Raw genomic sequence first — 23,615 nt, 5'->3', positions numbered from 1 at the left:
TTGCTCGCCGTGCGTCAGCCCAATAGCTCGTCCAGCATGGCTTTGTGAACCTGTTCCTGCCGGTCGCGTCTAAGGTGCTGGCTGGTGATCAGGGCCTGGAACTGCGCCAGTGCGGTGGTGAAGTCATCGTTGATGATCAGATAGTCCGCATCCCGGTAGTGGGAAATTTCGTTGATGGCCTCGTTCATACGGGCCTCAATGACCTCCGGCTGATCCTGACCGCGCCCGGTCAGACGCTGGCGCAGGGCCGCCAGCGACGGGGGCAGAATGAACAGGCTGACGGTATCCTGAAGCTGCTCGCGAACCTGCCGGGCGCCCTGCCAGTCGATTTCCAGGATGACGTCCAGCCCTTGGTTGAGGGTATCTTCCACCCAGTGACGGGAGGTGCCGTAGAGGTTGCTGAACACCTTAGCGTGCTCCAGGAAAGCATTCTCGGCGAGCATGGCCTCAAAGCGGGCGTGGTCCACAAAGTGGTAGTTTACGCCGTCCTGCTCGCCGGGGCGCATGGGGCGGGTGGTGTGAGACACCGAGACACAGACTTCCGGGCTGGATTTCACCAGGGCGTTGACCAGGCTGGTTTTGCCCGCACCGGAGGGGGCGGAAACGGTGTAGAGAATGCCTTTGCTGCTCATGAAGCTGCTCTTCTCGGGTCGGTCTGGGTTGAGTGGGTAACGCCAGCGATGCAGGGCGACTTTGGCGCTAAAAAACGGCATTATGACACAGCTTTAACCGGGGTTCATCGACCGTGCTCCGGTGAAAAACGACCAATGAGGTGAATGTGACACAAGGTATGACGAAAGAAGCCGCCGCCGAGCGGTTGAATGCCAGCGAAGCCTTCGTACAGCGGATGATCGAAAAAGGTCGCCTGGCGCCCGACGAGGCGGGGTTGCTTGACCCGCAGCGGGTTGACGACCTGGCCCAGCTCCTGGAGCGGTTGCGCGAAAACGGTGTGGGCACCGTGATCGGGCTGATTGATGAGGAACTGGGCCCGGTAGATAACGCCTGACGAATCGACCGATTAGAAAGTGGCCGCCGCCATCAGCCACAGTTTGCGGGTATCCGTGGCGAACTCATCGGCGCTGTAGTCCGCGTACTTCAGGGTCAGGCCCACCGGCCCCACCTTGGTGCCAGCTACCAACCCGAGCTCGGAGCCATAATCGGCATCCCCCTCATTGGCGCTCAGGTCGTGATACACCAGCGTCAGGTTCACGGGCCCGACCGGTCGCCGTACACTGAAGTACATATCCTCTACCCCGGTGGCGGGCGTTGCCAGAAACTTGTCCGTCCAGCCCTGGAAGGCGTGCAGCGTGGCCAGGGGTGTGGCGAACGCCGCGGCGCCGTCATCCGAGCCCAGCACCTCGTAGCCCAGTTTGAGACTGAACCCCTCCACCTTGGCCAGCCCTTCGGCCATCAGGTAGCTTGCGGAATAGTCGGTCGGGTTGTCGCCCGCCTCACTTTGGGTGGCGTACTCCAGGTTGTAGCTGAAGGTCTCGTTGAAGGTGCCCTGCCAGCGCAGCCCCAGGGTATCACTGGCCAGCCCCGGCGCCGTCTCGTTGTCCAGCAGATAGGCGTAGGCCACCAGCGTGCCGGCATTAAGCCCGGTGTATTTGCCGTTGAGCAGATGGCTCTGATGCTTGTCATCGCCACCGGCCACACTCTCACCAAAAATGCGGTTCACGTTGTGCACGTAGGCGTAGAACAGCTCGAATTGATCCACCGCTTTGCTGCTGACCGAGAATCCGTCGTAGGTCTGCTCGTTCTGGCGCCAGCCGACGCCACCGACAAAGCGTTGATTGTCCAGCAGAATGCGTTGGCGGCCATACTTCACCTGGGTGGCGCCGGCCTGATAGGCCAGGTAGGACTGGTTGATCTCGGTGCCTTCCGGGTCGGCGATGACGGCGGTGCCCGGGTTGATGCCGGTGCCGTCGTTGTAGTCAACATCGGTGATCGCGGTGGTGTCGTCCATCTCCAGCAGCAGGCTGAAGCCTTCATAGCGTCCGGAGGCATAGGTCAGGCGGGTTTTTTGAGTGAAGGCGCTGGCGCCTTCCACGCCGTCCTGGTCCACATCTTCGAAACGGGTGCGCAGATGCAGCTGGGTCTCGCCGCTTTGCAGGGCTTCGACAATACCGTTTTGAGCAACAGCGGCCGGGGCGCTCAGGCATAGGGCGAGCGAGGCGCTCAGGGGATAAGTCATTCTGTGCATTGCAGGTTTCTCCAGTTCTGTAATCGGGTAATGAATTTTTGGTAAAAGATGTTTTTGTCTATAGAGGAGCTAGCCGGTAATTTTCAATTTTTGCGCCCAACTTTTTTTGGCCTTTCGTTTGGCGTCAATGGATTCAATCTTCTTCTGCTTCTCGTACAGAAAACGCAGTACGGCACTGCGGCACTCGTTGTACTCGGGGCTGTCCACCAGATCGAGTCGGTTCCGCGGGCGCTCCAGGGATACAGGCAGAACCTCTCCGATGGTGGCTGATGGGCCGTTGGTCATCATCACGATCCGGTCGGACAGCAAAACCGCCTCATCCACATCGTGGGTGATCATGATGACCGTGTTGCCCAGGGTGGCCTGAATGTCCATCAGCGAATCTTGAAGGTGTGCGCGGGTCAGTGCATCGAGCGCGCCGAAGGGTTCATCCATCAGTAACACCTGCGGCTCCATGGCCAGCGCCCTGGCAATGCCGACCCGTTGCTTCATGCCGCCGGAAATTTCACCGGGGCGCTTGTGCATGGCGTGGGTCATCTGTACCAGTGCCAGGTTGTGTTCGATCCAGTCACGCATTTCCGCCCTGGACTTCTGGCCCTTGAAGACCTGTTTGACCGCGAGTGCGACATTGTCGTAAACCGTCAGCCAGGGGAGCAGCGAGTGATTCTGAAACACCACTGCACGCTCGGGTCCCGGAGAGTTCACTTCCCTGCCATTGAGCACCACGCCGCCACTGGTGGCTTGATACAGACCGGCGACTATATTGAGCACTGTGGATTTACCGCAGCCGGAATGGCCGATCAGCGAAACAAACTCGCCCTGACCGATTTTCAAGTTTACATCCCTGAGTGCGTTGAACGGACCCTTGGGAGTGGGAAAATCGATTCCGACCTGGGTTAATTCGAGGTGAACTTGACTCATATCAAACTCCTTGGTTAGCGAGAGATCGCTGTTTTATCCCAGTTGACGCGGCTCTGAATCAGCAGTAGACAGCGGTCCAGCAAAAAGCCAATGAACCCGATCATCAATACTGCGACGCAAATGCGTCCGAGGGAGTTGGAGGATCCGTTCTGGAATTCGTCCCAGACAAATTTTCCCAGCCCCGGGTTCTGGGCGAGCATTTCCGCAGCAATCAATACCATCCAGGCAATACCCAGTGACAGCCGAAGTCCGGTGAACATCATGGGAATGGCCGAGGGCAGTACAATGGTTTTTACATGAGTAAACCAGTTGAGGCTCAGCACCCGACTGACGTTTAGCAGGTCGCTGTTAATGCTGGCGGTGCCCACGGCGGTGTTGATCAGGGTTGGCCAGATGCTGCACAGCGCCACGGTAATCACCGAGGTGATAAAGGACTTTTCAAACATCGGGTCATCGCTGACGTAAACCGCACTCACCACCATGGTGACCAGCGGTAGCCACGCCAAAGGGGATACCGGTTTGAATATCTGGATGATCGGATTGATTGCCCTGTAGGTGGTAGTACTCAGGCCGATGACTATCCCCAATGGAATAGCCACCGCAGTAGCCAGAAGAAAACCGGTCATCACGGTAAACAGGCTGGTAACTATCTGATCGAAAAATGTCGGACGACGGTTATAGTCCCGAAAGGTGAGCTGTGCATCCGGATTCTTGTCCAATTGCCGCTCGTGACGCTTCTCCTGTCGTTCGTAAAACGCTTGCGCCCGAAGATTCTCCGACTGATGTTCATCGATCAGGTTCTGCCACTGCTCAAAGACGGCGGCGGGTCCGGGAAAGGTGCCCAGCGAGGTGTTTACCTGCTGGGCGCCGATGTGCCAGGCGCCAATGAAAAGGGCCAGTCCAATCAAGGGTAAGGTGATGGTGCTGACGATGTTCGTCAACCGGTCGCCGCTGATAGGCCAGCGAAACCACCTGGGTTTCTGAAAGGTTGTGGAAGTCATGGTGACGTCCTCCGGGTAAGGTTGGGCGATTTGCAGCGCCCAACATATCTAAATGCGGGACTACAGGGTGTCGTTCTGTTTCAGACCGATTTCCAGTGATTCGATGTAGTTGGTCGGCTTGGTCCCGTCGTAAGTAATGCCATCGAGGAAATCATCCTGCGGGGGCTTGAAGCCGGACTCGCTGGCAAAGTCGGGGAACTCGTCGGCGACCGCATAATCCTCTGCAATAAGCGCTTGAGCTGCCTGCGCATAAATGTCCGGGCGATAGACCTTTCGGGCTATGTCGAAGTACCACTCATCTGGTTTGGATTCGCTGATCTGGCCCCAGCGGCGCATCTGCGTGAGGTACCAGATGGCGTCCGAGTAATAAGGATAGGTCGCGTTGTGGCGGAAAAATACATTGAAATCCGGAACCTCTCGGGTATCGCCTTTTTCATACTCGAACGTGCCGGTCATGGAATTGGCAATCACTTCATAGTCGGCCCCGACGTAGTAGGGCTGAGAGAGAATTTTCGAGGCTTCCTCCCGGTTGGCGTTATCGTCTGCATCCAACCATTTGGCCGCACGAATCAGCGCCTTGGTCAGGCGAATGGTGGTGTTGGGGTACTTTTCGGAGAACTCCCGGGTTATCCCAAACACTTTTTCGGGATTGTTTTTCCAGATTTCGTAATCCGTGATGACGGGCACACCGATGCCTTTGAAAACGGCCTGTTGATTCCAGGGTTCCCCCACGCAATAGCCGTGAATAGTGCCTGCTTCAAGGGTTGAAGGCATCTGGGGTGGTGGCGTTACACTCAAGAAGGCGTCGGCCTGCCTCTGGCCGGAGGTGTCTCCTTTGTGGGGAGCGTAGAACCCCGGATGTATACCGCCGGCGGCGAGCCAGTAGCGGAGTTCATAGTTGTGTGTGGAAACGGGAAACACCATTCCCATTTTGAAGCTTTCACCTTTTTTGGCCATTGATTCAATGACCGGCTTCAGGACATCGGCATGGATCGGATGTTGTATTTTTCCGTCCTCGCCGGTTGGTAGATGAGGTTTTATCGCCTCCCAAACCTGATTGGAAACGGTAATGCCATTGCCGTTCAGGTCCATGGAAAAGGGGGTGATGATATCGGCTTTGGTGCCGTAGCCAATGGTGGCCGCCAGTGGTTGACCGGCCAGCATGTGAGCGCCGTCCAACTGCCCGTCGATCACCCCGTCCAATAACACTTTCCAGTTCGCCTGAGCTTCCAGCTCGACGAAAAGGCCTTCATCCTCGAAGTAGCCTTTTTCCAGTGCAATGGCCAAAGGGGCCATGTCGGTCAGCTTGATGAAGCCAAACCGCAGGTCTGCTTTCTCGGGTGGCCCAACGGCCAATGTGGAGTGGCTCATTAAAGCAATAAATGCAAATCCCAACCGTTTTGAGATCTGACAAAAGCAGGATGATAGAGGGCGTCGCAATGAGCGACGCAAAGAGCGAAGCGCGTCAAGAAAGGTGTTCATTGTTGACTCCTGAAAAGTGAAAAACACGGATGACGGAACTGATCGTCATGTGTCGCTGACTGTTCGACAGGAACAATCAGATGGCTTGGCTCACGATCGCAAACTAAAGGGACAAGTGAATGTCGGGTGCACGAGCTGGTGTATTCAAAAGCTGTGCCAACGAAACGACGACTGAGCAGATAGAGGAAATTTCCCGTAAATGAGGGGAGGATTGGCCGATTTGCACAGCAGTGGATCGAAAAACAGAGAGGTGCTTCATCCTGGGTCAGGATAATCCAGCTGTGTTTGCCTCAAGCGCGGGCATGACGACAGAAAGAGTGCGCCAAGTTGGTACGGTGGACGAGGTTTGAGGTGCGCGAGAATGAGGCAAGCATGGCTATGAAGTTAGCTCTAGGGTGTGGAGCCTAATGTGATCAGTCAGGTGAAGCCGCATAATTCAAGCCGAAGCAAAATATTATTATTATAATATTTAAGGGCATCCCCCTACTTATTCACGATTAAATATTTGGGCCTTGGTGACGTCCCGACTTACCTGAATGAAGAACACATCAATCGCTCATAACCGATTGTTTCGTCAAAGCAATTGGTTGTTGACAAGGTATGGGTGGGAGTGTAATAGTCTAGAAGACTAATATTTATGGTCACTATTACCCTATTGTGGGTTTAGGCGGCACATAAAGGATTATCTAAACGTCAGTGGATCTGGTAAGTTCTTTTAAGTTATAAGAATCATCAGGTTTATTTCTAATGGCGATTAGGTGCCTGTGTCGTGTGAGCGGACGCCGAATTGGGTTTGCGGTGATCGGTTTTCGGAGAGTGAGAGCGTCTGGATGCCGAAGCAGGAAATGACAACAACAGTAAGGGACTCTGCCCCTGGCTCAGCGGTGGTGATCAACCAAAAACCGTACAACAGCTTGTTACAGATTGCTGGCAAATGATTTGCGGCACCTTGTGTGCCGACAATAATAACCTGGTCTCAGTAAGGAGAGTTCCATGAATCCCAATCGTAAAAGTTTTCAAAAGCGCCTGATCGCCTCAGTCGTGGCCTCGTCGGCCCTGGCTGGCTTCAGCGGCGGTGCATTCGCGCAGCAGGGCGAGCCCATGCTGGAAGAGGTGGTGGTCACCGGTATCCGCGGATCACTGCAGCAGGCGATGGACATCAAGCGTGACGCCACAGGTGTGGTCGATGCTATTTCTGCCGAAGATATCGGTAAGTTCCCCGACACCAACCTGGCTGAATCCCTGCAGCGTATTACCGGTGTGTCCATTGACCGCCGTAACGGCGAGGGTTCGTCGGTCACCATCCGCGGCTTTGGCGGCGACAACAACATGGTGACACTGAATGGTCGCCAGCTTCCTGCCGCCAGCACCTTCGGTGGTGGTAGTGGCGCCAGCGGTACCCGCGGTGGCGGCACGCGCGCCTTTGATTTTGCCAATCTGGCGTCAGAAAGCGTTTCTGGGCTGGAAGTATACAAAACCGGTCGCGCCAGCATCGCAACCGGCGGTATTGGCGGTACCATTAACATCAAGACCGCCCGTCCTCTCGATCGCGGAACCGAAGGTAGCGTGGGCTTTAAAGCCGTTCACGATACCACCACTCTGACGGGTGATGACCTGACCCCCGAGCTGTCCGGCATCTTCAGCTGGACTGATGACTCCGACACCTTTGGGGTAAGCTTGGCAGCTAGCTTCCAGGAGCGTGATTCCGGAGCTGCGGGTGCCACTTCTAACGACTGGAACATTGGTCGCTGGGGTGAGGATGAACTGTACTCCTTCACCGATGATGCAGTGATTGAAAATGCGCCGGAAGATGGCCAATTGTATGGTCGTCCCAACGATGTTCGCTACTCCGTTTCGGATCGTCACCGTGAGCGTACCAACGCCATGTTGACCCTGCAGTTCCAGCCCCAGGACAACCTCACCCTGACCGGTGATCTGGTCTACGCTGAGAACTATCTCACTGAGCATCGTGGCGAGCAGACCTTCTGGTATGCCAACGGCAATACCGTTGATCGCCTGGTGTTTGATGATTCCGCAGTTGCTACTCCTGCCCTTTACTCAGAGACCCTGGCCAATAAAGACAACGGCTACGAGCAGCAGTGGCGTGAGCAGCGCGACGAACTGACCTCTATTGGTTTCAACGCTGAGTGGCAGGTCAACGATCGCTTGAGCTTCAACTTTGACGTTCATGACTCGACCATGGAGAGTCTGCCGGACGGTCCGGGTAACGCCGGCTCTATCGACGTGAGTGTGGCCAACCCGACCCAGACGTCTCAGGTAACTGATTGGGATCGAGATCTGCCGCTGACTCAGGCGACATTTGAAGATGGCTTCAGCTTGAATGACTTCGGTTCCCAGGTTGCTCGGATCTGGTACGCGGGTCAGACTACTGATGTCACTCAAGTACAGCTCAATGGTGCTTTCGAGTTTGACGATGGCCGTTTCGATTTCGGTGTTGAAAGCCGTACGGTAGAAATGGAACAGCAGAACTCGGATCGCTACATGGCGCTGGGTGACTGGGGTGTAGCCAACCCGGGTGAAATTCCCGATGGCTTGCTGCAAGAGTTCAGCCTGTTGGGACAGTTCGATGATTACCCCACTGGCGGTGGTTTCCAGAACGGCGCCCGCGGCAATCCGGTTGCCTTGGCGGAGTGGGCTGTCAGCGAATACGGCACTGCCGACAATGGCTATGCGGTGGCTTATAACCCGGACTTCTCCAATAACAACCTGATTGAAGAAGATATCAACGCATTGTTCGCCCAAGTAACTATCCAGGGCGAGCTGGGCGGAATGGAAACCAACTTGGTGACCGGCTTCCGCTACGAGACCACTGATGTGACCTCAACGTCATTCACCTTGATTCCGGATGCTCGAGTCTGGCAAGACAACAATGACTTCCAGACTGTCTTCAGTGAAAATACGGAAGCGTTTACCGTCAAGTCTGATTACGACAACCTCCTGCCCAGCCTGGACTTCGATATCGCGCTGACAGACGACGTCAAAGCTCGCTTTTCTTACAGCAAAACCATTGCTCGCGCCGGTTACGGCCAGTTGGCAGCATCCGTGGGCGGCTTCGGGAACGTAGGTTCCACCTACTTGGGATCCACTCCGACTGCAAACGCAACCAACCCATCACTGAAGCCTTTGGAATCAGACAACCTGGATCTGTCGGTTGAGTGGTACTACGATGAGTCCAGCTATGTGTCAGCTGGCTTCTTCGAGAAGCGCGTGAGCAACTTCATCGGTACGGAGCAAATTCCGGAAAGTCACTTCGGTCTGCGTGACGTAACCAATGGTCCTCGTGTCGAAGAGGCAGCTCAGGCGTTGTCCGATGGTGGCTATGACATCAACGATACGTCACTGTTTGTAATGACCGCTGTGTTGGATAATCCGGATGCTTTCCCGAATGGGGCGGCTGACTACAGTGACGACGCTGACTTCGCGGTAGACGTTGCGACCGATTACGACCTGACTCCGAATGCGGAAGATCCGCTGATGGTGTTCAATACCGCTACACCGGTAAACAACCGCGAAGCTAAGCTGTACGGTAGCGAACTGGCTGCCCAGCACTTCTTTGGCGATACCGGTTTCGGTGTCCAGGCCAACTACACCATCGTTCGTGGTGATGTAGCGTTCAACGATCTGGGCGATCCTTCGGAGTCACAGTTCGCGCTGCTAGGCTTGAGTGACACCGCCAACCTCGTAGGTATTTACGAGAACTACGGTTTCACCGTGCGTCTGGCGTACAACTGGCGTGACAAGTTCCTCAATGAAACCAACCGTGGTAACTCGCGGAACCCGGTGTATGTTGAGGAGTACTCTCAGCTTGACCTGAACGTCGCGTACGATGTGACCGACGACCTGACGGTATTCTTCGAAGGTATCAACCTGACCGAAGAAAATCTTCGCCAACATGGTCGCTCTGTGAACCAGCTCTGGGATCTGCAAGACCAGGGCGCTCGCTACCAGATCGGTGCTCGCTACGCCTTCTAAGGTCGTGCGAACGTCTGGACCCGCCTCTTGGCGTGGTCCCTGGTAAGAAAAAAAGGTCGCTGCTTGCAGCGGCCTTTTTTTTCGCCGGTGAGTTTCTGGAAAAACCGTGATATGGTTTCTACAAATTGAAATTGTTTGTCAGGAGAGCATCTTGAACAAGCCCGTACGCAAAGTGGTAATTGCAGGTGGTGGCACTGCTGGCTGGGTCTGTGCGGCGGCATTGTCGTCGCAGCTTGGCGATTTGCTCAATATTGTGCTTGTCGAATCCGAAGACATTGGTACCGTCGGTGTCGGTGAAGCCAGTATTCCGCCCATGCGCAACTTTCATCGACTGATTGGTGTAGATGAGCAGCAATTTATGGCAGCCACAGGCGCCACATTTAAATTAGGCATCGCCTTTGAGAATTGGGCCCGGGACGGTGACCACTATATCCACTCTTTCGGGAAGACCGGGAAAGAAACCTGGATGGCGGACTTTCAGCATTTCTGGCTGCGTGCCCGGGAGCAGGGTTTCGGTGGAGAGCTCGGGGAATACTGCATGGAGCATGAGGCGGCTCGGGAAGGCAAGTTCGCCACCTCGCCGAACGGCAGCCTGAACTACGCCTACCATCTGGATGCGACCCGATACGCCGCCTTTTTGCGATCCAAGAGTGAAAGCGAGGGTGTTACGCGCATCGAGGGTAAAATCCAACAGGTGCACCTGAATCCCGATTCAGGCCATATCGAGTCACTGGAAATGGCATCCGGGGATGTGGTGGAGGGGGATCTGTTCATCGACTGTACCGGGTTTCGTGGATTGCTCATTGAGCAAGCTCTACATACCGGCTATGAGGACTGGAGCCATTGGTTGCCCTGCGACAGCGCCTTGGCGGTACAGACAGAATCCGTCGGCCCACCACCACCCTACACTTTGTCCAGTGCTCACGACAGTGGCTGGCGTTGGCGTATTCCTCTCCAGCATCGGGTGGGAAATGGCCTGGTGTACTGCAGCCGTTATTTAAGCGATGAAGCGGCGCGGGATCGGCTCTTATCAAGTATCGAGGGTGAGCCGCTGACTGAACCACGCCTGATCCGGTTTCGCACGGGACGGCGTCGTCAGACATGGAACAAAAATTGTGTGGCCGTGGGCCTGTCCAGTGGTTTCGTTGAGCCGTTGGAGTCGACGTCAATCCACCTGATCATGATCAGTATGACGCGGTTGATTCAGCTCTTTCCCTTTGACGGTATAACGCCTTCGTTGGTGAGCCATTACAATCGGATTGCAGAAGATGAGCTGGAAAAGATCCGAGACTTTATCATTCTGCACTATCACGCCACAGAACGGTCTGACAGCCCATTTTGGCGTCACTGCGGTGGCATGAGCATTCCGGATTCATTACGGGAGCGCATCGCTCTATTTCGGGAGCAGGGGCATGCCTACCAGTCTCCAAATGAACTGTTCCGCCTTGATTCATGGGTGCAGGTCATGTTGGGGCAACGAATCAATCCAGAACGCTACCACCCGATTGTCCGTGCTATGGGTGACGAGCGACTGAAAAAAACGTTGGACGATTTCAGGCGACAGGTGAGTTTGGGGGTAGAGAGGCTCCCCCCGCACGGAGCATTTGTTGAGGAGTATTGTCGTGAGGGTTGATCGTGTATGGGCCCCATCGCCTGAAAGGTCGATTCGGATGGAACATGTCGGGGAAGAGCGCACACCGGTAATGATCATTGACCAATTGGTGGAGCAGCCAGAGCGGCTGCGTGAAGAAGCGAGTCATTTGAACTTTACGACCCAGTCGCGCTTCTTCCCCGGCATTCGAGCGCCTGTTTCTCTTTCTTACCAGCGCTTCGTGCTGGAGAGCCTTCAGGGGGCCATGGCGGATGCCTTTGGCCTGTCTGGCCGGACACTCAAATTTACCATGTGTCAGTATTCATTGGTCACGACTCCGCCGGAGCAGCTGTCGCTGTTGCAGCGTATTCCCCATTTTGACTCTCTGGAACCGGAAGGCCTGGCAGCCATCCACTACCTGTTTCGATCCGGGTACGGTGGCACGGCGTTCTATCGACATCGCAAAACCGGTTTTGAGCGGCTCACGGAAGATAGGAAAGTGGCCTATCTGCGGTCATTGGAGTCGGAGAATGATGGACCCAATATGCCCGGCCGTGCCTACATCAATGGATCTACACCATTGTTTGAAGAAATCCATCGCGTTGAAGGCGTTTTCAATCGGATGGTGGTCTATCCCCGCAATATCCTTCATTCGGGGTGCATCGAAGCCGACTTTCATCCGGACCCCGACCCGCTCACCGGTCGCTTATCAATTAACAGCTTTATCGACGTTGTTGATTTGACTCCCTAGCAAATAAACACTTGAAGTATAAGACTTCCTTGGTGTGGACCCCCAATTTGACATGTGATTACGTGTCGTAAATTTACGTCATCAACATCGTTCTCCCTCGGAGTTATCCTACGCTTAGCTACTTCTGTCGCACTTCAAACTTGACACTAGGGCTGAGCGATTTCCAGGTGGCGGCCGGTAAAAACCTGCCCAGGCTTAAGGTTCGCCAGCCCTAATCCCGCCCACTCTGAATTTAATTTTAGAGAAATCGCCAACTCGACAACGAAGCTGACAGCATGGGGAGCAGGCTAAAAGCATAAAAGGTAATACAATAATAATATTGTAAGTCAGATGACTCTTTTTTGTGCTTAGGTCTTTGCACATTGATGAGCTTGGGGCTACTCTGGAAGGAGTACACCATTAGCTAAGTACGTGCTTACTCGGCATAGGTAATTAATAGTTGACAGGGTGTATTTTCAGATGTAATTGTCTATACGACTAATAAATATGGTCGATTTGACCGTTATGAGGGGTTGAGCGGGGGGCTAATGATGATCTCGGTGACTTCAGGCTCGATAAGACCTCGAAAGGAATAAAAAATAAAATTGATATTTCCAAATGATATCTTAAGCCTATAGCTTAGCGCCTTGCGCAAAATTCTTTTATCGGTGAATGGTTTTCGGAGAATGAGAGCGAGTGGATGCCGAAGCAGGATATGACAATAACAGTAAGGGAGTCTGCCCCTGGCTCAGCGATGGTGATCAACCAACCGAAATGTACAGCAGTGATGACAGCTTGCTGGTAAACAATTTGTGGCACTTTCTGTGTCAACAATAATAACCTGGTTTCAGTTAGGAGAGTCACATGTATAAAAATATGAATTTCAAACGAAAACTGATTGCTTCGGCCGTCGCCTCATGTGCAATGTCAGGGTTTTCTGCAGTGGCATTGGCGCAAGAAAGTAGCCCAGCGCTTGAAGAGGTGGTGGTGACGGGTATTCGTGCCTCGCTTGAGCAGTCAATGGATATCAAGCGTGATTCGACCGGCGTCGTGGACGCTATTTCGGCGGAGGATATCGGTAAGTTCCCCGATACCAACCTGGCTGAATCATTACAGCGCATCACCGGTGTTTCCATCAGTCGCGAAAACGGTGAAGGCGCAGAAGTAACAGTGCGCGGTTTTGGCGCGGGTAACAATATGGTGACCTTGAATGGTCGTGTCATGCCGACGGCAGGCATCAACCGCGGCGAAGGCGGCGGTTCAAGATCCTTCGACTTCGGTAACCTCGCATCCGAAGCTGTTAGCGGCGTAGAAGTTTATAAGACGGGTAAAGCGTCGATGGTCACTGGTGGTATTGGTGCCACCATCAATATTCTTACAGCCCGGCCTTTGGACAACCCCGGTTTTAATGCAACTGTTGGTGGTAAGGCGATGATGGACACCACCAACCGTGTCGGCGACGATGTTACGCCAGAGTTATCCACGCTTATCAGTTATTCTAACGACGACGCCACCTGGGGGGTTTCGCTGAGTGCAAGCCACCAGCAGCGTGACTCAGGTACCATCGGTGCCAACGTTAACGATTGGGGTATCTACGAATGGGATAGCGTGAATGCTCCACAAAGAGCATGGAATAACACTGACGTAGATGTGGAGAATGCGCCAGAAGAAGGTCAGCTGTATTCTCGTTTCTTCGATTTGCGCTATGAGTTTACCGATACTCAGCGTACCCGCGATAATGCGCAGCTGACTCTCCAGTTTGCGCCAAATGAAGACTTTACGGCGACTGTTGATTACACCTTTGCCGAAAATGAAGTGAAAGAAGCGTTGGGGCAAACTGGTAACTGGATGCAGCAGGGTGCCAATATTCAGGCTGTCGAATTTGACAACCAAGACATTGCCACCATGATCTATGCCCGGGAATCGTACGCAGGCGGTATCGATGAAGGGTACGAGCAGCAGTGGGCAGAGACAACCGATACCCTGGAATCATTTGGCGTAAACTTCGAATATCAGGTTAATGATGCGCTCAGCTTTGACCTGGATATACACGATTCGGAAATGCACGCTCGCGGCACCGGGCCTTTCGGAACCGGTTCGGTACGCATGGCTCTGGCGGCGCCCGTCGTCACCGGTCGTGAATGGTGGTTCGGCCGAGAATTCCCTATTGTTGAAAACCAATATGATGACAGTATTAATGATGCAAACGATAACGGCGTAATTGACCCCGGTGATGTGAGTTCAACCATGCTAAATCTGCGTCAAGCTGACCAGATGATGACGGTTACCCAAGTCCAGCTTGATGGCACCTATGAGTTCGATAACGGTGCAATTGATTTTGGTATTGAATCGCGCGAAATGGAATCCCACACGCTTAACTACACGGCAAGCAATGTTGCTTTAGGGGGTTGGGAAGGGGCCTACCCCGGTGAGTTTGGCGACTTGGTAGAGCCATTTGACATTCAGGGCGAGTTTGATGACTACAACCCGCTGGATGGTTATGGCTTCAGGGCTAACGCCGCTGAGCTGTATGACTATGCCACGAATGAGATCCCACGTTACTCTGATATCTTGCCAGCGCCGCTGAATCAATCGGCTGACAATCTGGTCAATGAGCAGATGACGGCGGCTTTTGCCCAAATTACGGTAAACGGCGACCTGGGCGATATGCCATTCAATATTTTGGCGGGTTTGCGCTATGAAACCACGGACGTGGATTCCAGCTCTCTGGCAGCGGGCTATGTCACTATTTGGGAATCCAACAACGACGTTGCGATTAACGTGGATCCCTCCCAACCCTCTAGTCTGGTCTCAGCTGAGGCCAGCTATGACAACCTGCTACCTAGCTTCGATTTCACCCTGAATATTACCAATGATTTGGTTGGTCGTTTCTCGACCAGCAAAACCATTGCCCGGGCGGGACTGGGTGACTTGGGTGTCTCGGCAGACAGCTTCGGAGCTGGCGGTGGTTCAACGTACTTGGGTGCACGGCCTACAGCGTCCGCGTCAAACCCCGGTCTGCTACCCTTGGAGTCGACCAACTTCGACCTGTCGCTGGAATGGTATTACGACGATACAAGCTACGCGTCTGTTGGGTTCTTTGAGAAGAATGTTTTCAACTTTATCGGGTCCGAACAGGTAGAGCGTCCGTTGCTTGGTATTCGTGACGTTACCTCCGGCCCGAGAGCGGTAGCGGCGGCTGAAGAGTTGGCTGATCGGGGCTTCGCGCTTAATGACGACAACCTGCACGGTATGATGGTCTTCAATGAATTTATTGACCAAAACGGAACGTACAACGAGGCTTGGGTCACTGAATTTGGTAATGTTGACTACACGGCAACTCAAGAGCAGAACGAGTTCCTCTCAGGTCAGCCAGGAGGACTCTGGGATCTGAGGTCTCGCCCAGAAGATCCCGAGACTATCTTCAGAACCAATACGCCAAACAACGCCAGGGAAGCCAAAATTCACGGTGCTGAATTTGCGGTGCAGCACTTCTTTGGCGATACCGGTTTTGGTGTTCAAGCCAACTACACGCTGGTTCGCGGTGATGTAGGCTTCGATAACCTGGGTTCTCCTGATGAGTCTCAGTTTGCGCTGGTGGGCTTAAGCGATACTGCAAACCTGGTGGGCTTGTACGAAAATTATGGCTTCCAGGCTCGTATCGCTTATAACTGGCGTGACAAGTATCTAAACGAGACAAACAGGGGTGCTTTCGCTAACCCACGCTATATTGAGGATTACTCTCAAATTGACGTGAGTGTGAGCTATGAGATCATTGAGGACCTGTTTGTGTCCTTCGAGGGCTTGAATATCACAGGTGAAGACAGCCGTTCTCATGGTCGTAACTACGAGATGATGTGGGATCTGCGCGATCTGGGACCACGTTATACAGTAGGCGCACGTTATAGCTTTTAATTAAAATGGTTGAAATTTAATTAATAGTCTTATCGTTGATAAATAAAAAAGCCGCTGCAAAGCGGCTTTTTTATTTCACTTGGCAGGTTTTGTTGTTATTCTCTATCTGCCCGGTAGATGTCACAATTTTTTGAAGGTCAAATAAGAAGACTATGACAAACCATGTATTGCTGAACAATGTATCGCATCAGAACTTGAAAGTGATCCCACGTTACAGTGCTGAGCTTGGAGACAACATTGCTAGCATTTTGGCTTTCCCGACCGAGTTTGTCGAATTGCAAAAAGAATACCCTATTCTGATCAGGAAGAATTCTGAATCCCAAAAATTTCAAGCGACGGCACTTCTAGGTCTAAACAAAGACGAGAATCTTTATCTTAATCCAGCTAATAGATCGGGTTGGACTGCAAATTATATTCCCGCCGCTATAGTAAAGGGCCCGTTCCTGATTGGTCTGCAATCTCAAGATGAGGATTCCAGTGCAAATCCTGTGGTCCATATAGATTTGGACCACCCCAAAGTGAGCGAGGAGGATGGATATCCGCTCTTTCTCGAGCATGGCGGGACTAGCCCATATTTAGACCATATTACGAGCGTTTTAAAAATCATACATGAAGGCATGGCCACTCAAGACGCTATGTTTAGTGCCTTTTCGGAATTAGACTTAATTGAACCGGTCACTATCGATATAGATCTGAACAATGGGGAGAAGCGTCAGCTCGTAGGGAACTACACTATTAATGAGGAGAAGCTCGCCTCACTTAGTGGTGATAAATTGGAGGCGTTGAGTAAGCGCGGTTTCCTGCCCTTGGCTTATGCTGTGGTTGCGTCTATGACAAATATACGGAAGTTGATAGAGATCAAAAATGCCAAAATACAGTGATGTCAGAATAGCTAAATTATGTGTAATGAAGATATATCATGGTAACGATTGCCACTAAAACTGCTGTTATTACCGACTGCTCAAGCGAATCCTTGGACGAAAGTGTCATAGCCTCTAAAAAGCCGGTAATTATTAAAGGCCTGGTTAAGCATTGGAAGCTGGTGGATGAAGGGCGGCAATCAGACAGTAGTGCCATACGCTATCTAAATTCATACTATAATGGTCGGCCTTCGTTTGCCTGTATCGGCCCTCCTGAGATCCAGGGACGCTACTTCTATAATGATAATCGCACACAGCTCAATTATGATATTAAGAAAACGACGATAGATGAAGTTCTTGATCTTATAGAGAAAGGCTTTGAAGAGGAAAATCCGACCTCTTACTACATTGCATCCAACGTTATTGATACTCACTTCCCTGGTTTCAGGGCTGAAAATGACATTGCAATTCCCAGACCGGATTTGGGCTACCCAATTGAAGACGTTCGGGCGAGTATCTGGATTGGCAACCGTACGACCGCTTGCTGTCACTACGATGCCTCGGATAATTTGGCGTGCTGTACAGTGGGCAAGCGTCGGTTTACACTCTTTCCACCTGATCAAATAGCCAACCTCTACCCGGGGCCCTTGACTCCCACTCCCGGGGGCCAGGCGTTAAGCATGGTTGATTTCGATAATCCGGATTTCGAACAATACCCCAACTTTGCCGAAGCAATAGAGCACGGGCAGGTTGCTGATCTAGAGCCCGGTGATGCCCTATATCTGCCAAGTATGTGGTGGCATCAAGTGGAGTCTAAAAGTCGCTTTAATGTGCTGATCAATTATTGGTGGAGTGACTCCGCTAAACATATGGGCCCCGCAATGAATGTGTTGTACCACGCATTGTTGAGCTTGCGTGATAAGCCCGAGCACGAAAAACAAGCTTGGAAACATATATTCGATTATTACATCTTCGGTGACCCGGACCGGGCAGGTGCACATTTACCTGAGGAGGCGCGTGGATATCTTGGTGAAATTGACTCGGCCAAAGCCCGAATGTTGCGTGCTTTGCTGCTAAATAAGCTTAACCGATAAATTGTTGAAGCCTGTTGGTGATGTAGGTGGTTAGCGTTGCAAAATACTAGTGTAAGAAGAGTGGTAATAGCCGGCGGCGGCACTGCTGGCTGGGTGGCTGCTGCAGCATTGTCCCACCAACTGGGGAAATTGATCGACGTGGTTTTGGTTGAGTCCGATCAAATTGGAACAGTAGGCGTGGGTGAGGCAACAATTCCGCCCATGAAAGCGTTTCATAAGTTGCTGGGTATTGATGAACAGGAGTTTATGTGTGCTACGGAGGCGGTTTTTAAGCTCGGTATTGAATTCAAGAACTGGGGACAGGTTGGGGAGCAGTATTTCCATCCTTTTGGCGCCACTGGCCAAAGTAGTTACCTTGCTGATTTCCAAAACTTTTGGCTGTATGGAAAAAGCAAAGGCATACACGCGGGATTTGAAGAGTATAGCTTGGCAGCACAAGCCGCCAAAGCCAATAAATTCGCCATCTCGAAAAAAGGCAGCCTTAACTACGCCTATCATCTGGATGCCACCCGTTACGCCCAGTTTTTACGACAATTCAGTGAGAAATTAGGTGCCAAACGCGTAGAAGGCAAGATACAGCATGTGCAGCAACACATGAATGGTGATATCAAAGCGCTGCAATTGGAATCTGGCGAGGTAGTTGAGGGTGATTTATTTATCGATTGCACGGGGTTCACCGGCCTGTTGATCGATAAAACGATGAAGGTACCTTATGAAGATTGGACGCACTGGTTACCTTGTGACAGTGCCATTGCTGTTCAAACCGAATCGGTTGAGTCTCCTCGACCTTACGTTACCTGTACGGCGCATAAAGCCGGCTGGCAATGGCACATACCATTGCAGCATCGAGTGGGAAATGGCAATGTTTTCTGTAGTAAGTTCATGTCCGGCGATGAAGCAACTCAGCACCTCTTGGATAACGTTCAAGGCGAGGTCAGAACCGAGCCCAGGGTAATAAAATATAAGACCGGGCGACGTAAAGTCTTCTGGACTAAGAATTGTGTTGCACTCGGGCTTTCAAGTGGTTTTGTTGAACCTCTGGAATCCACCAGTATCTATATGTTCATGATTGGAGTCATTCGGTTGATGCGGATGTTTCCGTTCAATGGGATTACCCAACCCATCATTGATGAATACAACCAGCAGAATATTGCTGAGCTGGAAAATGTACGCGACTTTATTATATTGCACTATCACGCCACCTCTCGCGAAGATAGCGAGTTTTGGCGTTATTGCAAGCACATGGATATTCCGCAGTCACTTTCCCATCGTATTGAGCTGTTTAAAGAAAACGCTCTGGTTTTTCTGGGTGAGAATGAACTGTTCAGGCTTAGCTCCTGGCTACACGTGATGCTAGGCCAAGGTATTATGCCGAAACGCTATCACTCGATATTTAGTACCATGTCGGATGAGGAGTTGGTGGGCCACCTAAGCAACACCCGTAAAACAATTTCCGATGCGGTAAACAAGATTCCCACCCATCAGGAGTTTATTAATCATTACTGCAAGTCGCGCTGTTGATAGCGAGTAGTTCAGCTATCACTCAGTCCAGTGCGAGCATTAAACGATCATCGGCCTATTATCAATGGGCCGTTGTTTTCCGTTTGCCGCACCGAGTGCACTCGTAGAGAGTAACCAACTTCCCCTGCTTGACATCAAACTTCCGCTCGGTGACCACCTTCCACTTATGAAAGCCACTGCGGCACAAGGTTTTACCCTTGTGCTTTTCTTTGGCGCTGGGCCGTTTGAAGGCTATGACGTTGTCGCTCACAGTTCGGTCTCCTGGTCGGTTCCGGAATTGTGAGCGAAGGCTATTCCTCGGTCAACAGGAACCGGGCCACGGCCGTGCTGCCGGGGGCGTAGACTTCGCTCAGGTCACCGTGAAAGCCCGATTCCACGCCGCGCATGTCCGGCAGGTTGTGGGCGATGCCCTTGTGGCAGTCGATGCAGGTATTCTCGCCGCTGGCCAGCAGGGTGGAGTGCATTTCCCGGGCCCGGGGTGATTGCTGAGTAAAGTCCATATACTCGAAGTTGTGGCAGTTGCGACACTCCAATGAGTCGTTGGCTTTCAGCCGGCGCCACTCGCGCTCGGCGAGCATGCGGCGCTTGTCCAGAAACTTTTCCCGGGTATCGATGGTGCCGAAGATCCAGCCCCACACCTCTTTGGAGGCCTCCATTTTTCGGGCGATCTTGTAGGTCCAGTCGTGGGGAACGTGGCAGTCTGAGCAGGTGGCACGCACGCCGGATCGGTTGGTGTAGTGAATGGTCGGGATCAACTCCTCGTAAGGGTTGGCCTTCATTTCATGGCAACTGATGCAGAACTCTTCGGTATTGGTGAATTCCAAAGCCGTGTTGAAGCCGCCCCAGAAAATGATGCCGGCGATAAAACCACCGAGGGTAAGTACCCCCAGGCTGATGTGCGTTGCGGGTCGGTTGAACGTTTTCCAATACGCTTTCAGTGTTTTCCACATAACCGTCCCCCGCTACTCACCGCGCTTGATGATATCTTCCAGCACCTGGTCAACCCCTTTGAAGGTACTGACCTTCACCGGATCGATGTCGTGCTGGGGCACATGACACTGCACGCAGAAATAGCGGCGCGGTGAAACCGAGGCCAGCGTCTGTCCGTCCCGGTCGACAAAGTGGGTGATGCTGACCATGGGGGCGCCGCTGACTTCGGTGGCGCTGCGGCTATGGCAGCTCAGGCACTGGTTGAAGTTGGTGTCCACCTGGTAACCGCGGATAGTGTGCGGAATCATCGGCGGCTGCTCGGGGTAATTGCGTGTAGGCCGGCGCATGCTCGAGCGCACATTGGCCAGCGGAGGCGCTTCGGCCGTCTGGCTGAGCGTGCCACCCTGGCGCACACCATCCGGTGCCGGGACCTCCTGGGGTGGTTCACCTGAGGCGATCAGCGGCATCACCAGGCCTGCCATCAGAATGCTGCGTCTAATCAGTTTGATCATGATGGGCTCTCCCTTACGCAAGGCTGATCAGTTCGAGGCGGACGGCACACTTCTTGAAATCCGTCTGCAGGGAAATCGGGTCGGTGGCATCGAGTGTCAGCTTGTTGACTAACCGGTTGGCGTCAAAAAAGGGAATGTACACCAGCCCCTCCGGTGGCTTGATCCGGCCCCGGGTTTCTACCCGTGCCCGGATGTTGCCGCGCCGGCTGGTCACCCGTACTTCGCTGCCGCGGCGGAAGCCCTGCTTACGGGCGTCTTCGTAGTTCATGTACACCAGCGCGTGGGGTACGGCCAGGTTCAGCTCCTCGACCCGCTGGGTCATGGAGCCGGTGTGCCAGTGCTCCAGTACCCGCCCGGTACTGAGCCAGAAGGGGTATTCTTCGTCGGGCGACTCCGCCGGGGGCTCGTAAGGCAGGGCAAAAATCAGGGCCCGGTTGTCCGGCTTGCCGTAGAACTGTACGCCGGTGCCCGCTTCCACGTAGGGGTCGTGGCCCTCGCGGAAGCGCCACCGGGTCTCCTTGCCGTCCACCACAGGCCAGCGCAGGCCCCGTTCCTGGTGGTACCGATCGAAATTGGCGAGGTCGTGGGCCTTGCCGCGCCCAAAGCGGGCGTACTCTTCAAACAGGCCTTTCTGCACATAGAAGCCGAAGGCCTCGGATTCATAGTTGGCATAACCTTCGGCGCGGTCATCGTTGCTGAACTGGTTGACCTGGCCGTTGGCAAAGAGTACATCGAACAGTGTCTTGCCTTTGAATTCCCCGGCTTTGTTGAGCAGCTCCGCAGGCCAGACGTCATCGGTTTTGATGCGCCGGGAGACTTCCATCAACTGCCACAGGTCAGAGCGGGCATCGCCCGGCGGGGGTACCAGTTGGTGCCAGAACTGGGTGCGTCGCTCGGCGTTGCCGAAAGCGCCCTCTTTTTCCACCCACATGGCGCTGGGCAGAATCATGTCGGCGGCCTGGGCCGAGACGGTGGGATAGACATCGGAGACCACCACAAACGCATCCGGGTTGCGCCATCCGGGCAGGGTTTCCTGACTGGTATTCGGGCCGGCCTGGATATTGTTGGTCACCTGAGTCCAGTAAACTCTGAGCACCCCGTCTTTCAGCTTGCGGCTCTGCTCCACGGCGGAGAAGCCCACCTTGTCGGGGATGGCTCCCTCGGGCAGCTTCCAGATTTTCTCGGTCATGGCCCGGTGTTTTGGGTTGGTGACCACCATGTCGGCGGGCAGGCGGTGGGCAAAGGTGCCCACTTCCCGAGCCGAGCCACAGGCCGAGGGCTGGCCGGTCAGCGAGAAGGGGCTGTTGCCCGGCTCGCTGATTTTGCCGGTCAGCAGGTGAATGTTGTAGATCATGTTGTTCGCCCAGACCCCGCGGGTGTGCTGGTTGAAGCCCATGGTCCAGCAGGACATGACCTTGATGTCCGGGTCCGCATAGATTTTTGCCAGCCGTTCCAGGCGGGCCTTGGGGACGCCGGTTTCCTTGGCGGCCCGTTCCAGGGTGTAGGGTTTGACGAATTCGGCAAACTCCTCGAAGGTGATATCGCTCCAGGTGTTGGCTTTGTCGGCGCCTTTGGCCCGCTGTTGGCGGGGGTCTTCGGCGCGCAGGCCGTAACCGATATCGTCCTGGCCTTTCACAAAGCGGGTGTATTTGTTGACGAACTCGTGATTGACCTTGTCGTTCTCGATCAGGTAGTTGGCGATGTAGTTGAGAATGATCAGGTCGGTGTGAGGCTTGAAAATTATGGGCAGATCCGCCAGATCGAAACTGCGGGTTTCGTAGGGTGACATGGCGACCACCTGGACATGCTCGTAGGAGAGCTTGCGGTCGGTGACCCGGCTCCACAGCACCGGGTGCATTTCCGCCATGTTCGAGCCCCACAACACGAACGCATCGGCGTGCTCGATGTCGTCATAGCAGCCCATGGGCTCGTCGATGCCGAAGGTGCGCATGAAGCCGCCCACCGCCGAGGCCATGCAGTGGCGCGCGTTGGGGTCGAGGTTGTTGCTGCGTAGCCCGCCCTTGAACAGTTTGCTGGCCGCGTAGGCTTCCCAAACGGTCCACTGCCCGGAACCAAACAGGCCGACGCTCTCCGGGCCATGTTCGCGAATCGACTGCTTCAACTTGTCGGCGAGCAAGTCCATGGCCTGGTCCCAGGAGATTTCCTGGAAGTCGCCGTTCTTGTCGTACTGGCCGTTGCGCATCCGCAGTAGCGGTTTGTGCAACCGGTCCGGTCCGTAAAGGATTTTCGACAGAAAGTAGCCCTTCACACAGTTCAGGCCCCGGTTCACCTCGGCTTTGACGTCGCCATGGGTAGCCACGACCCGGTTGTCCCGGGTGGCGACCATGACGCCACAGCCGGTGCCACAGAACCGGCAGGGGGCCTTACTCCATTTCAGGTTGGTCAGCTCGCGGTTGGTGACCAGGTTGCTGGCGCTGGCGGGCAACGGCATACCGATGGCCGCGGCGGCTACCGCAGCGGCGTTGGCCTTGGCGAATTGGCGGCGGGTCAGATTCATTGCGGTTGTTCCTCCGGCGGAATCACTTCGTGGTAGACCAGTGCGGCGTTGACAACGCCGGGGTGCGCGCTGGTCTGGTCAATCACATCCAGAATCGCTTGTGCGTCGGTGCTCTCGAGCACCAATACCAGCTTTCCCTGATCACTTTGGGCGTGTATTTCGGCGCATTTGAGCGTTTCGTCCGGCCAGTGTTGGGGCAGCTCGCGTAGCCACTGCTCGATGGCTGCCAGTGCCGCGGGCTGGGTGTGCACGATCACACTGGCAACGTGCCACTCCACCGGCAGCGTCGTGACGGGTATCTGTTGATGGTCGGGCTCATGGTGCATGACAGCCATGAGAAGCCT

Annotated in this window: 18 protein-coding genes; 8 read left to right on the top strand and 10 right to left on the bottom strand. The window is 53.9% G+C overall.

What is annotated here, in order from left to right:
• Positions 1-14: 14 nt before the first annotated feature.
• Positions 15-632, bottom strand: a complete 618-nt coding sequence (gmk, locus tag EDC38_RS11615) for a guanylate kinase (protein ID WP_123638645.1) — start codon at positions 630-632, stop codon at positions 15-17.
• Between the two features lie 158 nt (positions 633-790).
• Here gmk and EDC38_RS11610 point away from each other — a divergent pair, with 158 nt between their 5' ends.
• Complete coding sequence (locus EDC38_RS11610; protein WP_123638644.1) at positions 791-1,006, top strand: MerR family transcriptional regulator; 216 nt, start codon at positions 791-793, stop codon at positions 1,004-1,006.
• 12 nt (positions 1,007-1,018) lie between these two features.
• On the opposite strand, the gene EDC38_RS11605 is transcribed toward EDC38_RS11610, so the two are convergent.
• From EDC38_RS11605 to EDC38_RS11590, 4 genes are all read right to left on the bottom strand, one after another.
• A complete protein-coding gene (locus tag EDC38_RS11605) occupies positions 1,019-2,203 on the bottom strand; it encodes an alginate export family protein (RefSeq protein ID WP_123638643.1) in 1,185 nt (394 codons plus the stop codon).
• 69 nt (positions 2,204-2,272) lie between these two features.
• On the bottom strand, positions 2,273-3,124 hold the full coding sequence (locus EDC38_RS11600) for an ABC transporter ATP-binding protein (RefSeq protein ID WP_123638642.1): 852 nt from the start codon (positions 3,122-3,124) through the stop codon (positions 2,273-2,275).
• A gap of 14 nt (positions 3,125-3,138) precedes the next feature.
• Complete coding sequence (locus EDC38_RS11595) at positions 3,139-4,125, bottom strand: ABC transporter permease (protein WP_123638641.1); 987 nt, start codon at positions 4,123-4,125, stop codon at positions 3,139-3,141.
• 60 nt (positions 4,126-4,185) lie between these two features.
• Positions 4,186-5,496 carry a CmpA/NrtA family ABC transporter substrate-binding protein gene (locus EDC38_RS11590; protein ID WP_246004399.1) on the bottom strand — a complete coding sequence of 437 codons (1,311 nt, stop codon included), beginning with the start codon at positions 5,494-5,496 and terminating at the stop codon, positions 4,186-4,188.
• A gap of 1,104 nt (positions 5,497-6,600) precedes the next feature.
• On the opposite strand from EDC38_RS11590, the gene EDC38_RS11585 reads away from it, so the two are divergent.
• The 7 genes from EDC38_RS11585 to EDC38_RS11555 all read left to right on the top strand — a co-directional run bounded on the left by EDC38_RS11585 (position 6,601) and on the right by EDC38_RS11555 (position 19,311).
• Positions 6,601-9,600, top strand: a complete 3,000-nt coding sequence (locus EDC38_RS11585; RefSeq protein ID WP_123638639.1) for a TonB-dependent receptor — start codon at positions 6,601-6,603, stop codon at positions 9,598-9,600.
• A 151-nt stretch (positions 9,601-9,751) separates the two neighbouring features.
• On the top strand, positions 9,752-11,233 hold the full coding sequence (locus EDC38_RS11580; protein WP_211331082.1) for a tryptophan halogenase family protein: 1,482 nt from the start codon (positions 9,752-9,754) through the stop codon (positions 11,231-11,233).
• Entirely contained in the window at positions 11,223-11,942 is a 720-nt protein-coding gene (locus tag EDC38_RS11575; RefSeq protein ID WP_281273526.1) for a DUF6445 family protein, read from the top strand. Before EDC38_RS11580 ends, EDC38_RS11575 begins: the two co-directional genes overlap by 11 nt.
• An 843-nt stretch (positions 11,943-12,785) precedes the next feature.
• On the top strand, positions 12,786-15,836 hold the full coding sequence (locus EDC38_RS11570) for a TonB-dependent receptor (protein ID WP_123638637.1): 3,051 nt from the start codon (positions 12,786-12,788) through the stop codon (positions 15,834-15,836).
• Positions 15,837-15,988: 152 nt separating this feature from the next.
• Positions 15,989-16,717 carry a SapC family protein gene (locus EDC38_RS11565; protein WP_123638636.1) on the top strand — a complete coding sequence of 243 codons (729 nt, stop codon included), beginning with the start codon at positions 15,989-15,991 and terminating at the stop codon, positions 16,715-16,717.
• Between the two features lie 38 nt (positions 16,718-16,755).
• Complete coding sequence (locus tag EDC38_RS11560) at positions 16,756-17,790, top strand: cupin-like domain-containing protein (RefSeq protein WP_123638635.1); 1,035 nt, start codon at positions 16,756-16,758, stop codon at positions 17,788-17,790.
• A gap of 60 nt (positions 17,791-17,850) precedes the next feature.
• Complete coding sequence (locus tag EDC38_RS11555; RefSeq protein WP_246004398.1) at positions 17,851-19,311, top strand: tryptophan halogenase family protein; 1,461 nt, start codon at positions 17,851-17,853, stop codon at positions 19,309-19,311.
• Between the two features lie 61 nt (positions 19,312-19,372).
• On the opposite strand, the gene EDC38_RS16550 is transcribed toward EDC38_RS11555, so the two are convergent.
• From EDC38_RS16550 to EDC38_RS11530, 5 genes are read right to left on the bottom strand one after another with little or no spacing between them, the layout of a single operon-like run.
• Positions 19,373-19,561 carry a hypothetical protein gene (locus tag EDC38_RS16550; RefSeq protein ID WP_123638633.1) on the bottom strand — a complete coding sequence of 63 codons (189 nt, stop codon included), beginning with the start codon at positions 19,559-19,561 and terminating at the stop codon, positions 19,373-19,375.
• A 40-nt stretch (positions 19,562-19,601) separates the two neighbouring features.
• Positions 19,602-20,261 (bottom strand): cytochrome c3 family protein, encoded by a 660-nt coding sequence (locus EDC38_RS11545; RefSeq protein ID WP_123638632.1) that lies wholly within the window; start codon positions 20,259-20,261, stop codon positions 19,602-19,604.
• 12 nt (positions 20,262-20,273) lie between these two features.
• A complete protein-coding gene (locus tag EDC38_RS11540) occupies positions 20,274-20,753 on the bottom strand; it encodes a nitrate reductase cytochrome c-type subunit (protein ID WP_123638631.1) in 480 nt (159 codons plus the stop codon).
• A 13-nt stretch (positions 20,754-20,766) separates the two neighbouring features.
• Positions 20,767-23,271: a nitrate reductase catalytic subunit NapA gene (gene napA / locus EDC38_RS11535; RefSeq protein ID WP_123638630.1), complete on the bottom strand. Its 2,505-nt coding sequence runs from the start codon at positions 23,269-23,271 to the stop codon at positions 20,767-20,769.
• Positions 23,268-23,606: a chaperone NapD gene (locus EDC38_RS11530; RefSeq protein WP_246004397.1), complete on the bottom strand. Its 339-nt coding sequence runs from the start codon at positions 23,604-23,606 to the stop codon at positions 23,268-23,270. Before EDC38_RS11530 ends, napA begins: the two co-directional genes overlap by 4 nt.
• Positions 23,607-23,615: the final 9 nt, after the last annotated feature.

This window comes from Marinimicrobium koreense (genome assembly GCF_003762925.1).
Taxonomy (GTDB): Bacteria; Pseudomonadota; Gammaproteobacteria; order Pseudomonadales; family Cellvibrionaceae; genus Marinimicrobium; species Marinimicrobium koreense.
This window is presented reverse-complemented; position numbering and strand designations above follow the sequence as displayed.

Excerpts from the sequence above, each read along its gene's own strand:
- gmk (WP_123638645.1), bottom strand. The coding sequence starts at position 632 with ATGAGCAGCAAAGGCATTCTCTACACCGTTTCCGCCCCCTCCGGTGCG.
- EDC38_RS11610 (WP_123638644.1), top strand. The coding sequence starts at position 791 with ATGACGAAAGAAGCCGCCGCCGAGCGGTTGAATGCCAGCGAAGCCTTC.
- EDC38_RS11605 (WP_123638643.1), bottom strand. The coding sequence starts at position 2,203 with ATGCACAGAATGACTTATCCCCTGAGCGCCTCGCTCGCCCTATGCCTG.
- EDC38_RS11600 (WP_123638642.1), bottom strand. The coding sequence starts at position 3,124 with ATGAGTCAAGTTCACCTCGAATTAACCCAGGTCGGAATCGATTTTCCC.
- EDC38_RS11595 (WP_123638641.1), bottom strand. The coding sequence starts at position 4,125 with ATGACTTCCACAACCTTTCAGAAACCCAGGTGGTTTCGCTGGCCTATC.
- EDC38_RS11590 (WP_246004399.1), bottom strand. The coding sequence starts at position 5,496 with ATGAGCCACTCCACATTGGCCGTTGGGCCACCCGAGAAAGCAGACCTG.
- EDC38_RS11585 (WP_123638639.1), top strand. The coding sequence starts at position 6,601 with ATGAATCCCAATCGTAAAAGTTTTCAAAAGCGCCTGATCGCCTCAGTC.
- EDC38_RS11570 (WP_123638637.1), top strand. The coding sequence starts at position 12,786 with ATGTATAAAAATATGAATTTCAAACGAAAACTGATTGCTTCGGCCGTC.
- EDC38_RS11565 (WP_123638636.1), top strand. The coding sequence starts at position 15,989 with ATGACAAACCATGTATTGCTGAACAATGTATCGCATCAGAACTTGAAA.
- EDC38_RS11560 (WP_123638635.1), top strand. The coding sequence starts at position 16,756 with ATGGTAACGATTGCCACTAAAACTGCTGTTATTACCGACTGCTCAAGC.
- EDC38_RS11545 (WP_123638632.1), bottom strand. The coding sequence starts at position 20,261 with ATGTGGAAAACACTGAAAGCGTATTGGAAAACGTTCAACCGACCCGCA.
- EDC38_RS11540 (WP_123638631.1), bottom strand. The coding sequence starts at position 20,753 with ATGATCAAACTGATTAGACGCAGCATTCTGATGGCAGGCCTGGTGATG.
- napA (WP_123638630.1), bottom strand. The coding sequence starts at position 23,271 with ATGAATCTGACCCGCCGCCAATTCGCCAAGGCCAACGCCGCTGCGGTA.
- EDC38_RS11530 (WP_246004397.1), bottom strand. The coding sequence starts at position 23,606 with ATGGCTGTCATGCACCATGAGCCCGACCATCAACAGATACCCGTCACG.